Below are 15,831 nucleotides of genomic sequence, written 5' to 3'. Positions count from 1 at the left end.
TAGTAATGGGGTTTTAGACACAGACCAATTATCAGAGGCGGAGCAAGCAATTGAAGCAGTAGAACAAGCTAAGCAAGCTGCAGACAATAAGTTATCTGAAATCACATCGGATGGATTAGTAAATCCAAGTGAAAAAGCTGAGTTAGATCAACTAATTGAAGCATTAGAAACAGCGAAAGCAGAAGCTTCAGCGAAATTGAACAGTGTACCAAACGGTACGACAGGTAAGGATGAGTTACAAACACGTCTAGACCAAATTGGTTCAGTGACAGTACTAGAAGTAAATGATAGAGATAGTAATGGGGTTTTAGACACAGACCAATTATCAGAGGCGGAGCAAGCAATTGAAGCAGTAGAACAAGCTAAGCAAGCTGCAGACAATAAGTTATCTGAAATCACATCGGATGGATTAGTAAATCCAGAGGAGAAAGCTGAGTTAGATCAACTTATCGGAGCGTTAGAAACAGCGAAAGCAGATGCTTTAACGAAATTAAACAATGTACCAAACGGTACGACAGGTAAGGATGAGTTACAAACACGTTTAGATCAAATTGACTCAGTAACAGCACCAGAAGTAAATGATAGAGATAGTAATGGAGTTTTAGACACTGAACAATTATCAGAGGCAGAACAAGCAATTATGGCAGTAGAAGAAGCTAAAAAAGCAGCAGCTAACAAGTTGTCTGAGATTACGTCTGATAACTTAGTAAATCCAAGTGAAAAAGCTGAGTTAGATCAACTTATCGGAGCGTTAGAAACAGCGAAAGCAGATGCTTTAACGAAATTAAACAATGTACCAGACGGTACAACAGGTAAAGATGAGTTACAAACACGCTTAGATCAAATTGACTCAGTAACAGCACCAGAAGTAAATGATAGAGATAGTAATGGGGTTTTAGACACAGACCAATTATCAGAGGCGGAACAAGCAATTGAAGCAGTAGAACAAGCTAAGAGCGCTGTAGATAACAAGTTAACTGAAATCACATCGGATGGATTAGTAAATCCAGAGGAGAAAGCTGAGTTAGATCAACTTATCGGAGCGTTAGAAACAGCGAAAGCAGAAGCTTCAACGAAATTGAACAGTGTACCAGACGGTACAACAGGTAAAGACGCATTACAAACACGTTTAGATCAAATTGGTTCAGTAACAGCGCCTGAGGTAAATGACCAAGATGGTAATAGCGTGCTAGATACAGAGCAGTTATCAGAGGCAGAGCAAGCAATTGAAGCAGTAGAACAAGCTAAGAGCGCTGTAGATAATAAGTTGTCTGAGATCACAGCGGGTGGATTAGTAAATCCAGAGGAGAAAGCTGAGTTAGATCAACTTATCGGAGCGTTAGAAACAGCGAAAGCAGATGCTTCAACGAAATTGAACAGTGTACCAGACGGTACAACAGGCAAAGATGGATTACAAACACGTCTAGATCAAATTGGTTCAGTGACAATCCCAGAAGTAAATGATCAAGATAGTAATGGGGTTTTAGACACAGACCAATTATCAGAGGCGGAGCAAGCGATTGAAGCAGCGGAAGAAGCTAAGAGCGCTGTAGATAACAAGTTAACTGAAATCACATCGGATGGATTAGTAAATCCAGAGGAGAAAGCTGAGTTAGATCAACTTATCGGAGCGTTAGAAACAGCGAAAGCAGAAGCTTCAACGAAATTGAACAGTGTACCAGACGGTACAACAGGTAAAGACGCATTACAAACACGTCTAGATCAAATTGGTTCAGTAACAGCGCCTGAGGTAAATGACCAAGATGGTAATAGCGTGCTAGATACAGAGCAGTTATCAGAGGCAGAGCAAGCAATTGAAGCAGTAGAACAAGCTAAGAGCGCTGTAGATAATAAGTTGTCTGAGATCACAGCGGGTGGATTAGTAAATCCAGAGGAGAAAGCTGAGTTAGATCAACTCATCGAAGCATTAGAAACAGCGAAAGCAGATGCTTTAACGAAATTAAATAATGTACCAGATGGTACAACAGGTAAAGACGGATTACAAACACGTCTAGATCAAATTGATTCAGTGACAGCGCCAGAAGTGAATGATCAAGATGGCAATGGTGTACTAGATACAGAGCAGTTATCAGAGGCAGAAGAAGCAATTACGGCAGTAGAAGAAGCTAAAAAAGCTGTCAATAATAAGTTAGCAGAAGTCACAGCCGATAATTTGGTTAACCCAAGCGAAAAAGCCGAGTTAGATAAACTTATCGAAGCTTTAGAAACAGCTAAGGCAGATGCTTCGACGAAATTGAGCAGTGTACCAAACGCTACAACAGGTAAAGATGGATTACAAACTCGCTTAGACCAAATCGGTTCAGTGACAATCCCAGAAGTAAATGATCAAGATAGTAATGGTGTACTAGATACCGAGCAGTTATCTGAGGCGGAACAAACAATTCAAGCAGCGGAAGAAGCTAAGAAAATCGCAGCTAACAAGTTGACAGAAATCACATCCGATAATTTGATTAATCCGAGCGAGAAAACCGAATTAGAGAAATTAATTGAGACATTAGAAACGGCAAAAGCAGAAGCTTCAACGAAATTGAACAGTGTACCAGACGGTACAACAGGTAAAGACGCATTACAAACTCGTTTAGACCAAATTGGTTCAGTGACAATCCCAGAAGTAAATGATCAAGATGGCAATGGTGTACTAGATACAGAGCAGTTATCAGAGGCAGAAGAAGCAATTACGGCAGTAGAAGAAGCTAAGAAAGTCGTAGATAATAAGTTGTCTGAAATCACATCGGACGGATTAATTAATACAGAAGAGAAATTCGAATTAGATCAACTTATCGAAACGTTAGAAACAGCTAAAGTAGAAGCTTCAACGAAATTAAACAATGTACCAGACGGTACAACAGGTAAAGATGAACTACAAACACGTCTAGAACAAATTGATTCAGTGACAGCGCCAGAAGTGAATGATCAAGACGGCAATGGTGTACTAGATACTGAGCAGTTATCAGAGGCGGAACAAGCAATTGAAGCAGTAGAACAAGCTAAACAAGCTGCAGATAATAAGTTGTCTGAAATCACAGCCGATAATTTGATTAACCCGAGCGAGAAAGCCGAATTAGAGGAATTAATTGAGGCATTAGAAAGGGCAAAAGCAGAAGCTTCGACGAAATTGAACAGTGTACCAGACGGTACAACAGGCAAAGATGAGTTACAAACACGTTTAGTTGAAATTGACTCAGTGGTAGCGCCAGAAGTAAATGATAGAGATAGTAATGGTATTTTAGACACTGAACAATTATCAGAGGCAGAAGAAGCAATTGAAGCAGTAGAACAAGCTAAGAAAGCCGTAGATAACAAGTTAACTGAAATCACATCGGATAGCTTAGTAAACCCAGAAGAAAAAGCCGAATTAGAACAACTCATCGAAGCATTAGAAACAGCTAAAGTAGAAGCTTTGACGAAATTAAACAATGTACCAGATGGTATAACAGGCAAAGATGCACTACAAACACGCCTAGATCAAATTGACTCAGTAACAGCACCAAAAGTAAATGATAGAGATAGTAATGGCGTGTTAGACACAGACCAACTGTCTGAGGCGGAACAAGCAATTGAAGCAGTGGAAGAAGCTAAGCAAGTTGCAGACGATAAGTTAGCGGAAATCACAGCGGATGTTTTAGTAAACCCAGAGGAGAAAGCTAAGTTAGATCAACTCATCGAAGCATTAGAAACAGCTAAGGCAGATGCTTCGACGAAATTGAGCAGTGTACCAAACGGTACAACAGGTAAAGATGAGTTACAAACACGTTTAGATCAAATTGACTCAGTAACAGCACCAGAAGTAAATGATCAAGACGCCAATGGGGTTTTAGATACAGAGCAGTTGTCTAAAGCAGAAGAAGCAATTACGGCAGTAGAAGAAGCTAAGAAAGCCGTCGATAATAAGTTATCTGAAGTTACATCTGATGGATTAGTAAACCCAGAGGAGAAAGCTAAGTTAGATCAACTCATCGAAGCATTAGAAACAGCGAAAGTAGAAGCTTCGACGAAATTGAATAATGTACCAAACGGTACAACAGGTAAAGATGAACTACAAACACGCTTAAATCAAATTGGTACAGTGACTTCACCAAAAGTGAATGATCAAGACAGTAACGGCGTCTTAAATACAGAGCAGTTATCAGAGGCAGAAGAAGCAATTGAAGCAGTGGAAAAAGCTAAGAAAGCCGTCGATAATAAGTTAACTGAAATCACATCGGACGGATTAATTAATCCAGAAGAGAAATTCGAATTAGATCAACTCATCGAAACGTTAGAAACAGCTAAAGTAGATGCTTCAACGAAACTAAACAAAGTACCAACTGGCACACCAGGCAAAGATGAATTACAAACACGTCTAGATCAAATTGATTCAGTAACTTTGCCAGAAGTAAATGACCAAGATAGCAATGGCGTGCTAGATACAGACCAACAGTCTGAGGCAGCACAAGCAATTGCGGCAGTGGAACAAGCTAAACAAACTGCAGATAATAAGTTGTCTGAAATCACATCGGATGGATTAGTAAATCCAAGTGAAAAAGCTGAGTTAGATCAACTCATCGAAGCATTAGAAACAGCGAAAGCAGAAGCTTCAACGAAATTAAACAGTGTACCAAACGGTACAACAGGCAAAGATGGATTACAAACACGTTTAGATCAAATTGGTTCAGTGACTTTACCAGAAGTTAATGATCAAGATAGTAACGGTGTTTTAGACACTGAACAATTATCAGAGGCAGCACAAGCAATTGAAGCAGTAGAAGAAGCTAAGAAAGCCGTCGATAATAAGTTATCTGAGATTACGTCTGATAACTTAGTAAATCCAAATGAGAAAGCTGAATTAGATAAATTAATTGAAGCGTTAGAAACAGCAAAAACAAATGCTTCTGAAAAATTGAGCAGTGTACCAGACGGTACAACAGGTAAAGATGAGTTACAAACACGTTTAGATCAAATTGACTCAGTAACAGCACCAGAAGTGAATGATCAAGACAGTAACGGCGTCTTAGATACAGAACAATTATCAGAGGCAGCACAAGCAATTACGGCAGTAGAACAAGCTAAGAAAGCCGTCGATAATAAGTTAGCAGAAATCACATCCGATAATTTAATTAATCCAAGTGAAAAAGCCGAGTTAGACCAATTAATTGAAGAGTTAGAAATAGCAAAAACAAATGCGTCAGAAAAACTGAACGATGTACCAAACGGCACAATAGGTAAAGATGCACTACAAACACGTTTAGATCAAATTGGTTCAGTGACTTCACCAGAAGTTAATGATAAAGACGGCAATGGTATATTAGATATAGAATCACCAACTGTAAAAGGTCAGAATCATAATATGGCAAACAAACATTTAGACAATACTATCAAAAATTCAAACTCACATAAGCGTATAAATAAAAATGTAAAAGTACAAACTTTAAATGATAGAGATAATGTTTCATTAGATGATAGACCTCAAACACATCTGCATAGATATAACACAGGGTTGCAACCATTAAATGTAGTTTCAAATCATTTACAAATAATGAAGGATGAAACTAATGAACATTCTGAACATAGTATGCATTCAATAGCTCATTTACCAAATACAGGTGGAAAAAATAAAGATAGCTGGATTTTTGGTGCTTTACTTGGCACTATAGGTTCAATGATGCTCTTAAGAAAACGACAAGAAAAAAAGAAAGACACAGAAAATAATAGCTAAAATTTAATAATGACTATTTTTATAGGTCAAAAAAGATCCGAGGCATAAATTTATGTCTCGGATCTTTAAATTTATAGATAGCTAAAACATTAATACGATTATGATTTAAAAATCATATTGGCTATTTTCTTCTTCTAAAAGTTGATTATATAGCTTAGAAACACGTAATGTTGATGTTGCTAACTCATTAATTCTAAATATAATGTCATCATTAACGATAGTGCCATTAGAAAAATCACGTTCTTCGATAAATACATAAGTTTGCATAACGTGTGCTTTCATATAGCTTAATATTGGTTTTAATTGTGTTTCAGCAATTAAATAATGTTTTGGAGAACCCGCTGTGGCCACAATACCAACGACTTTATCTCTAAATGCATTAACAGGAAGTAAATCAAATACGTTTTTAAGTGTTCCTGGTATAGATGCTTGAAAGATTGGAAAACCTATAAAAATAATATCAGCTTGCATTAAAGCAGTAGTTAATTCTAATGTGTCTCCAGAATAGTCCAAGTAATTTCGTCCATCACTAAAAGATAAATCTAAATTCTTTAAATCGAATAATTGGATGTTTAGTGTATCATCTTGATTTGTAATGGCTTCGTTTAGATATTTCATAGCAGTACTTGTTTTAGAGCCAACTGTAGAACCAGAAAGTAGCACGACGTTCTTCATTGTATACCTCCTATTTGTTCAAATGTTTTTTAACACCTGGAATGATTTCATTACCAATGAGTTCTATATTTTTCATAATTTTATCAAAAGGTACGCCACCAAAATCAATTTGAGCCATAAATCTTTGATGATTATAAAGTTCGTGTTGGTAAAGTATTTTTTCAATGATTTGTTGTGGACTGCCGACCATTAAGGCATCTCTATAATCAGGGGCGTTAGCAAATTGTTGTTTTGGATATCCAGCTCCTCTTATAAATGACATACCAACGTTAAGGTGCGGGTAATATTCTTTTAAAGCTAATTGAGTTGTTTCAGCAGTATAGAATAAACTAGCAGTGGAAACTGGTAAAGATTGTGGTGAAGTATCGAAACCATGTTCTTTTGCAGTTAATCGGTATTCATCTATTGAATCTTTAAATGTCATCGCTGGCCCACCTAGTGTTGTAATCATCATTGGGATACCTTGTCGTCCCGCTTTGATAGCGCTTGCTGCTGGCCCGCCTACAGCACGCCAAATTGGTAATTTATCATCTATCGGTCTAGGGAAAATTTTCATATTATTTAAATCTGGTCTGAATTTACCAGACCAAGTGATTTTATCGGTTTTGTTCAATTCTAACAGTAAGTTCAATTTTTCTTCATAAAGCTCATCATAATTATTTAAATCTAAGCCAAATAAATCAAAGATACCTGTACGAGAAGCTCTACCTGCTACTATTTCTGCTCTTCCATGTGATATTAGGTCTAATGTCGCAAAATCTTCAAATATTCTAACTGGGTCTGCTGCGCTTATAATTGAAGAAGAACTAGATATTTTAATTTTATTAGTCGCTTGCGCTATAGCACCTAATACCACCGTATGTGCTTGTGTAGTAAAGTGCTCTTGGTGACTTTCTCCCACACCGAATACATCTATACCTGCTTGTTCTGCTAATTGACTTGCCTCGATTAATTCTTGTATACGTTGTTCATAGCTTACTTTTTCACCATTATGAGGGTTGAGAAGGTGGTCTCCAAGTGAATAAAGCCCAAATTCTAATGGAGTATTTTCATTCATTTTTAAAATAGCCATATATCATCATCCTTTATAAATCGTGTAATTGTGATTCAATTTGAGTACGTTGCTCTTCCATAAAATCTGGTAAGTTGAGTTGTTCACCCAAATTCTCAATAGCTGTGTCTACTGTGAAACCAGGGGATTCTGTTGCAAATTCATACATGATACTATTATGTCGGTAGTATAATGATTTGAAAAAGTAACGATCAATAATACCACTATTGTTTCCAGGGTTTTGATTAATTGTTGATAAAATAGCTTCTAAATTTGAATCTCTGGGTGTATTTACAGCTATGTGGTGTACGTAGCCTTGACCAGGTCTAGCGCGCTCACCTTGCTGTTCGAAGATTACAAAGTCTGAGTACAAACCATTTTCATCTAAGGTCATAACTGTTTCCTCTGTATCTTTTCTTAGAGTATAACGCAATTCTTGCTGTAAAAAATTAATTGTTTTTTGAGTATCACGTAGTCGTAATTCTACAGGACCCATACCTAAAATTTGATGCTTTGTAGGAATATCTGAGTATGGGTTCTTGCGCCATGTTTTTGGTATATTATATTGATTGTTAACGATTAGTATAACCTCTAAATCATCTGGATCTTTAAATAACAAGGCTTGTTGATTTAAATATGTCATATTTGTCGTAGCTACATTGTTATCTTCTAATCGAGCTTGAAAATAAATTAAAGAGGATACATCAGGGATTAATAAACATATACGATGAATTGAATTGGTACCTGGGCGATTTTTTCCTAGATTAGGTATTTCAAAAAAGCTCAGCAATGTTCCAGCAGAACCAATTTCATCTCCAAAAAACAAATGATACATCGTAGGATTATCTTGATTTACAGATTTTTCAACTAAACGTAACCCTAAAATTTGAGTATAAAATTCTTTATTGATTTGCGCATCTTTTGTATACATTGAAATGTGATGATGGCCAATGATATTCATAAAGCACCCCCATAAATGTAATAGTTACCATTGTATTAATTATTACCTGTTTACGTTATATATAAACTACAGGTATAAAAAATATACTTGTTGCCAATAATATATACCTTGTTTAACAGAAAATCAATGCTAATGATTTGCGTACGATAATTCAGCGACTATAAATTAATTTTCACTTCATAAAAAGACACGAAACTATTAAAATTTCGTGTCTTTTTAAATTATTTATTGTTCTTAAATTCTAAATAATAAAGGCTGAATTCTAAGTCGTTTTTTAAATGGTCTTCGAGTAACGTGACAGCTAAATTAATATCTCTATCATAAAGCGCTGAAACAATGGCTTTATGTTCTTCTATTAAGCCAGGACGACGTTTGTTAATTACAGTTTGACTAAATAAATAAATGAAACTCTTATACTTCTGGTATGTATCTAGAATAAATTGGTTATTCGTAGCAGCGATGATTTTCTGATGAAATTTATCATTGATTTCAATGATTTTAGCTTCATCTTCCACTTCAATATCTATCTCAGTGTAGCTTTTTAATTCTTCTAAATCTGATGTTGTATAAACAATAGCAGCTTTTTTTAAGGCATGTGTTTCTAATAAAATACGCATTTCAAATATCTGTCTATATTCTTCAGTAGTTGGTATGAAAATATAAGCGTTTTTAATAAAGTATTCTAATTCTAGTTGTTTTAAAGCTTCACGAATTGGTGTTCGACTAACTTCATACTTTTTAGCAAGCTTAGCTTCGGTAATTTTCTCGTCCTTTTTAAAAGCTCCAGAAATGATATCATTTCTTATTCTTTGATAAATTGTTAATTCACTATTATTCAATTAACTCACCTCATTACATTAAGTGTACTATAAAAAAATTAGTAATAAAATGTATACATTTTTAATGTTTTAGTATACAATTATCGTTGTAAACGTTTTCAGAAAGGGTGTTGATTGTGAAAGTAGGATTTATAGGTTTAGGTATTATGGGCAAGCCCATGGTAGAAAATTTATTAAAAGCGAACGTAACTGTTCTTGTTAATGATTTAAATAAAGAGGCAGAACACGAAGTAGTGATGCGAGGCGCAAATGCTGTTTCAGTACAACAAATGGCTCAACAAGCTGACTATGTTATTACATCATTACCAAATGGTGCGATAGTAAAGGCTGTTTTATATAGTGGTGAAGATGCAATATTAAAGCAAACAGATATTAAAGTAAAAGCTGTTGTTGATACTAGTTCACTAACGCCTAATGAATCATTGGAAATAAGTAAAGTGCTTGAAACAAGACAAGTTAAATATATGGATGCTCCCGTAAGTGGAGGAGAACCTTTAGCTATAACAGGTGAATTATCAGTGATGATTGGTTGCGCAAAAACGGATTTACCGGAAGTTCAAAAAGTTTTAGAACCTATTGCTGCATCGGTTATAAGAGTTGGAGACGTTGGTGCTGGTAGCGTAGTAAAATTAGCAAATCAAATTATAGTTAATACCAATATTGCGGCGCTTTCAGAAGCAGTAGTATTAGCGAAAAAATTTGATATAGATTTAGCAAATATGTATGAAGCAATTAAAGGTGGTTTAGCAGGTTCTAGTGTAATGGATGCGAAGTTTCCAAAAATGATTGAGGAAGATTATCAACCTGGGGGCACGTTAAATATAAATTTAAAAGATATGAAGAACGTGAGTTCAACAGCGGATACAGTTGGTCTTACATTACCTATAGCAAATCAAGTGAAAGAAATATATAAATCAGAAGTTGCTCACGGTAATGGTATGAATGACCATTCTGGCATTATAAAATACTTTGAAAATATAAATAATATGTAGGTGAAAAGATGTTAACTGAACGTTTAATAAATGAAATGAAGCATGATGTTATTTCAAAAAATCTTAATACTTTTAAATATAAAATTATTGTCCTAGATGACGACCCAACTGGTACTCAAACAGTAAAAGACTTACCTGTGTATACAGAATGGTCGGAATCGTTAATTGAAGATGGATTTAAGCAAGAAAACCATATGTTTTATATATTAACGAATTCTAGAGCGTTAAATGAACAAGAAACAACAGAATTACATCAAGAAATTAGCAGAAATATAGCACGAGTTTCACAACGATTAGATCATCCATACATTGTAATAAGTAGAGGGGATTCCACACTAAGAGGCCATTTTTATTTAGAGCCGAAAGTCTTGAGTGGAGCTTCAGATGAACAATTTGATGGCGTGTTTTATATACCGGCGTTCTTTGAAGGTAAACGTTACACATTTGAAGGTGTTCATTACTTAAGAGAAGGCGACACGTATATGCCTGTGTCTGAAAGTGAGTTTGCAAATGATACTACATTTGGATTTAATAGTAGAACAATGGCAAGCTTTATTGAAGAAAAAAGTCATGGAGAAATTAATGCTAATGACGTAAAACATATTCGCTTATCACAAATACGTGAACGTGATGATAAATCAATTAATGAAGTACTTAGTAGTATTTCAAATTTTGATGCTGTTATTGTCGATGCATTAAATGATGAAGATATGGATTATTTCGTGTCATGTTTAACTGCATTTTTAGGAAACAATGATAAAAAATTCATGTTTAGAACAGCTGCGTCATTTGTTAAAGCTATGTGTGAAACGCCAGGCGAAATTATTAATTTAAATCATTTTAGTAATCAAACTAATGGTGGGCTTATGATTGTAGGATCACATGTTAAAAAAACTTCATCGCAACTTCAACATTTATTAACAAATACTAATATTGCGTCCATTGAATTTGATGTGAAAGCAGTAACTACAAATGATTTACAATCGTACATAAACCAACAGATAGAAAAGGTGTCATCGTTTATTCAAACGGGGAGAGATGTCGTCGTTTATACTTCAAGAGATGTAATAAAAACAGAAGATTTAACGAATAATTTAAGTATTTCTACGAATATTTCAAATGCATTAGTTGGTATTGTACAAGGGTTAAAAGTAAAGCCAAGATTCATTATTGCTAAAGGTGGTATTACTTCTAGCGACGTTGCCACTAAAGGACTGAATATTAAAAAAGCGTGTGTTATCGGTCAAATAACGCAAGGTGTACCAGTATGGCTAACAGGAGAAGAAGCAAAATATAGTCAAATGCCTTATGTTATTTTCCCAGGAAATATTGGTGATGAAGATACGTTAACAACTGTATATAAGATAAATACGAAAGAGATATAGAAAGTAGGGGAATTACATGATGGGAGAATTTTGGCCGTTAGTTGCTGTTGTGATTGGGGTACTCATATTATTAATGTTAATTATGTGGTTTAAACTTAATACGTTTATTGCACTAATCATTACTTCAATGCTAACTGGTGTATTACTGGGGATGCCGTTAGATACAATTGTAACTACAATTGAAAAAGGAATGGGTGATACGTTAGGGCATATTGCAATCATTTTTGGGTTAGGCTCTATATTAGGTAAGTTATTGTCAGATGGCGGCGGCGCTACACGTATTGCCGATACATTAATTAATGTGTTTGGTAAGAAATATGTGACGTGGGCAATGATTATCGCGTCATTTATTATTGGGATATCGCTATTCTTGGAAGTAGCATTCGTGTTATTGATTCCTTTAGTATTTACATTAGCTAAAAGAATGCAGATTTCAAATTTAACAGTTGGTCTTCCGATGGCAACCTCTATAGCAGTAACACATGGTTTTTTACCACCACATCCAGGCCCAGTTGCAATTTCAGAAGCGGTAAATGCTAATATTGGTCATGTATTGATGTATGGCGTTATTATCGGTATACCTTTAGCAATTATTGTTGGAGGTATTTTTCCAAAAATTGCACATAAATTAACACCCGAAGCTTTTAAAAGAGAAGGCAACCAAGCGGCTGTCGGTGAGTTTAAAGTGTTTGAAAACAAGGATTTACCAAGTTTTGGTATGAGTTTGCTCACGGCTCTAGCACCTGTTATCTTAATGTTATTAGCTACAATCGTGCAGTTAATTACCGGTAATGAAGACGGAAAAGCAAGCGGTTTTGAAGGATTCATTTACTTTATTGGAACATCTGTAACTGCAATGTTGATTGCTGTATTATTTGCAATTTATTCTATGGGGGTTAGAAGGAAACAGAGCATGAAACAAATTATGGATACCGTTTCGAATGCCATTACCCCTATTGCAATGCTCATTCTTATTATTGGTGGTGGCGGAACATTCAAACAGATACTAATTGATGGTGGTGTAGGTGATACCATTTCCGAGATATTTAAAGGCACTGAAATGTCGCCGCTTATTCTTGCTTGGCTAGCTGCAGCGCTATTACGTACAGCATTAGGGTCAACAACAGTTGCAGCAATTTCGTCGGTGGGTATTGTTTTACCATTATTACAGTCAACAGACGTAAACATTTCATTAGTCGTTTTAGCCATTGGAGCTGGAAGTATTTTCTGTTCACATGTGAATGATGCAGGCTTTTGGATGTTTAAAGAATATTTTGGTTTAACTATGAAAGAAACATTTTTAACTTGGACCTTATTAGAGTCCATTTTATCAGTTATAGGTTTAGGATTAATTTTAATTGTGAATTTTATCGTATAAAATAAAAAGAAGAGTGAGACCTCAATCCAGTTTGATTGAAGCCTCGCTCTTTTTTATTATAAAAAGATTATTAAATGATTAAGTCAGTTGCAAAGTACCATCTTCCATATGATATACACGATCGCAGAATGAAGTTAAACGTTCATCGTGTGTTACAACGATACAAGTCTTGTTGTGTTGAACGGTTTGTTCTTTCAAAATATTCATTACTTCCATAGCATTATCTGTATCTAAAGAAGCGGTAGGTTCATCCGCTAATATAAGTGAAGGCTTTGTATATAAAGCTTTAGCGATAGCGACACGTTGTTTTTGCCCGCCAGATATCTCACTTGGTAATTTATTTTCTATTACTTTGAGATTAAGTTGTTCCATAAGTTGGGTATATTCACTTGATGTTAGAACATCCTTTTTTTGTTTTTGTAATAATTTAAATTGCTGTTTTACTGTCAAAAAAGGAACGAGATTGGTTGCTTGTAGAATGAATCCTATTTCTTGCATACGTGTATTGGATAATGATTTTTGGTTCATCTGTGAAATGTTTTTATTGTTGATGATAATTTCTCCAGATGTAGGCGTCTGCAATGCGCCTGCCATTGTTAAAAATGTGCTTTTTCCAGAACCAGAAGGCCCTATAATAGCGATAAGTTCATTTTTATCAAAATTGACAGTCGTAGGTTTGACAGCTTCAATGGTCTGATTACCATCTTTAAAGTATTTAGTAACATCTTTAAATTCTAGCATTTAATACCTCCTAGTTAACTAATCGCTTTGAGTGGATCAACTTTTCTAATTGTTAAAATCGAGAAGAGGCTTCCAATAAGTGAAACCATAATAAGTACAATACCGTATATTGCTAATGTAACAAAACTAAATTTAATTGGAACCGCATCAGGTAAAAAGAAACCTGTCAATATCGTAAGTGCAAGGCCTATAATTGTGCCAATGAGTGCAATTATAAAAGTTTGTGATAATACGACTTTTGCTAGATAACCATTTGTGAAACCTTGTGCTTTTAAAACACCAAAGAGATTTGTTTTTTGCAATGTAATGACATATAAAAATATAGCAATGACTGTTGCAGAAATTATGAATAAAAATGTAATCATAAAGTTTAAAGTTAGATTTTGTGCTTGGTAACCAGGTAAATTTTCAATGAATTTCTCAATTTCGATGGCTTCTAAGTCGTTATCTAAAGATTTTTGTTTCCAATTTTTGTCTTTTACTACCACGGCATTTGTTTTATCTTCTGCTAATGATGGATTAATGTTTTGGATAGTTTTATCATTTGAAAAAAGTACTGGTGAAGCATTATATTTTGCGCTTTCACTGAAGCCTACAATTTTTAATTTTTCGTCTGATTGCGATAACGTTAACTTATCACCTATCTTGAATCCTTTATCTTTTAAAGTTTTATCGGCAACAACTTCATTTTCGGCGCTTACTTTTTGTCCTTCAATGATTTTAGGTAGTAAGAAGGTATCAGATTTAACACCAAAAAGAAGCGCATTTTCTTCTTGTTTACCATTTGATACGATAACGCCGGTTTGTTTTAGTGTCGTTTGTTGTTTATAAGTGTTTTCTACTTTAGATTTGTTGAAGATGGATTGTTCAACTGTCTGATTTGCATCCTTATTTAATACGATTGCATCGGCATCCCATTTATCAATAGCTTCTCTATTCATGTTCATCAGACCACTTGCCAAGCCTGATAATAAGAAAAGTAGGTAACTAATCATAATTAATACACCAATGATTAAGCTGAATTTTAATTTATTACGTTTAATTTCATTCCAAGCTAAAAACATATGTAACCACCTATTCAATTAAGAGTTAAATAAATCAACGGAAACTGTATAAAAAGATTTATACATCAAAATTTAGTTATGTAAGTAAGAAACTATTATTTCTATTTTTGAAAGTTTTCTACATTCATTTTCAAAATAACAATAATTAATTGTATCTTGTTTTGAAATAAATAACAATCAGACTAAATATTTTAAAATATAAAGCTCAATTTTATAATGCATGAAGTAGATAAGATATACTTCTAACATAGTTAGATGAGTTGATATGATAAAATACTCATTTATAATTCCCGTTTTTATATTAGTTTAAAAGTATATACATAAATTTATAAATAAAATAATTAGATAGTGGTTGGTTTGTTAATCGAAAATTATTCTAATAGCATCATAAAAGCCAAGATAACTAGACAAAATGACATACAAATCTTATAGGCAGTATTATATTTTAATAGTATTTTTTTGAAACAAAGACCTAAAAATGCCCAAGCTACTGCGCCAGAAACACCTATAAATGCGATTGTAACTGTATAGCTCACGGAAGTAAAAATGGTCATATCTTGCGTAGTGACATAAGTAACAATTGCGGTTAACACGTAAACGATAGTCTTAGGGTTCATGTATTGAAGGTATAATCCATCACGCAAACGATAAGTATGGCTCAAGTTAGCATCGCTAGAATTATGTTTGAATACTGAATACGCTAGATATAATAAATAAACAAAACCTACTAATTTTATAATAAATATAAAACTCGTGAAATAAAGCGTCATATATTCACTAAAAACAAGACATAGAAGTGAAAGAGTTAAAAAACCTAAGCCAATACCTATCAAGAATTTTAACGTGCCTTTAATACCTAATCGCAAGGTGCCATCCAAAGCTAATAAATTATTTGGTCCTGGTGTATAACTCATGAAAAATGTATAAATGATAAAAGAAATAAACAAATTGCATTCTCCTCACGATATCCTTTACTATGGAAATATAATGGTAATAATTCCTATGTATAGGATTTATCCTTTTAAAAGG

General features: G+C 34.5%; 11 protein-coding genes. 4 read left to right on the top strand and 7 right to left on the bottom strand.

Annotated features, from left to right (window positions below):
* Nucleotides 1-5,716, top strand: a 5,716-nt coding sequence (locus ACF91D_RS27405; RefSeq protein WP_327621100.1) for a GA-like domain-containing protein, incomplete at its 5' end; no start/stop codon positions are given.
* 105 nt (nucleotides 5,717-5,821) lie between these two features.
* Here the strand turns inward: ACF91D_RS27405 and ACF91D_RS27400 are convergent.
* The 4 genes from ACF91D_RS27400 to ACF91D_RS27385 all read right to left on the bottom strand — a co-directional run bounded on the left by ACF91D_RS27400 (nucleotide 5,822) and on the right by ACF91D_RS27385 (nucleotide 9,242).
* Nucleotides 5,822-6,391: an NADPH-dependent FMN reductase gene (locus tag ACF91D_RS27400; protein WP_039069642.1), complete on the bottom strand. Its 570-nt coding sequence runs from the start codon at nucleotides 6,389-6,391 to the stop codon at nucleotides 5,822-5,824.
* 10 nt (nucleotides 6,392-6,401) lie between these two features.
* A complete protein-coding gene (locus ACF91D_RS27395; RefSeq protein WP_039069643.1) occupies nucleotides 6,402-7,463 on the bottom strand; it encodes an LLM class flavin-dependent oxidoreductase in 1,062 nt (353 codons plus the stop codon).
* A 13-nt stretch (nucleotides 7,464-7,476) separates the two neighbouring features.
* On the bottom strand, nucleotides 7,477-8,403 hold the full coding sequence (locus ACF91D_RS27390) for a VOC family protein (protein ID WP_069792992.1): 927 nt from the start codon (nucleotides 8,401-8,403) through the stop codon (nucleotides 7,477-7,479).
* Between the two features lie 221 nt (nucleotides 8,404-8,624).
* Nucleotides 8,625-9,242 (bottom strand): GntR family transcriptional regulator, encoded by a 618-nt coding sequence (locus ACF91D_RS27385; RefSeq protein ID WP_069792993.1) that lies wholly within the window; start codon nucleotides 9,240-9,242, stop codon nucleotides 8,625-8,627.
* A gap of 116 nt (nucleotides 9,243-9,358) precedes the next feature.
* Here ACF91D_RS27385 and ACF91D_RS27380 point away from each other — a divergent pair, with 116 nt between their 5' ends.
* Genes ACF91D_RS27380 through ACF91D_RS27370 form a run of 3 tightly spaced genes read left to right on the top strand, consistent with a single transcriptional unit; the run spans nucleotide 9,359 to nucleotide 12,997 of the window.
* Entirely contained in the window at nucleotides 9,359-10,234 is an 876-nt protein-coding gene (locus tag ACF91D_RS27380; RefSeq protein WP_069792994.1) for an NAD(P)-binding domain-containing protein, read from the top strand.
* A gap of 8 nt (nucleotides 10,235-10,242) precedes the next feature.
* Nucleotides 10,243-11,619: a four-carbon acid sugar kinase family protein gene (locus ACF91D_RS27375; protein WP_327621099.1), complete on the top strand. Its 1,377-nt coding sequence runs from the start codon at nucleotides 10,243-10,245 to the stop codon at nucleotides 11,617-11,619.
* 16 nt (nucleotides 11,620-11,635) lie between these two features.
* Complete coding sequence (locus tag ACF91D_RS27370; protein WP_069792996.1) at nucleotides 11,636-12,997, top strand: gluconate:H+ symporter; 1,362 nt, start codon at nucleotides 11,636-11,638, stop codon at nucleotides 12,995-12,997.
* 78 nt (nucleotides 12,998-13,075) lie between these two features.
* Here ACF91D_RS27370 and ACF91D_RS27365 read toward each other — a convergent pair whose 3' ends face one another.
* From ACF91D_RS27365 to ACF91D_RS27355, 3 genes are all read right to left on the bottom strand, one after another.
* Nucleotides 13,076-13,738 (bottom strand): ABC transporter ATP-binding protein, encoded by a 663-nt coding sequence (locus ACF91D_RS27365; RefSeq protein ID WP_039069649.1) that lies wholly within the window; start codon nucleotides 13,736-13,738, stop codon nucleotides 13,076-13,078.
* Between the two features lie 14 nt (nucleotides 13,739-13,752).
* Entirely contained in the window at nucleotides 13,753-14,802 is a 1,050-nt protein-coding gene (locus ACF91D_RS27360) for an ABC transporter permease (RefSeq protein ID WP_039069650.1), read from the bottom strand.
* A 371-nt stretch (nucleotides 14,803-15,173) separates the two neighbouring features.
* The gene (locus tag ACF91D_RS27355) at nucleotides 15,174-15,749 is read right to left on the bottom strand and encodes a LysE family transporter (protein WP_107548910.1); all 576 of its coding nucleotides are present in this window, start codon (nucleotides 15,747-15,749) and stop codon (nucleotides 15,174-15,176) included.
* Nucleotides 15,750-15,831: the final 82 nt, after the last annotated feature.

Source organism: Staphylococcus sp. 231237_7MaSpsaltlick, from assembly GCF_043107035.1.
The sequence above is the reverse complement of the archived record's forward strand: the minus strand, read 5'-3'. Positions and strand labels throughout refer to the sequence as shown.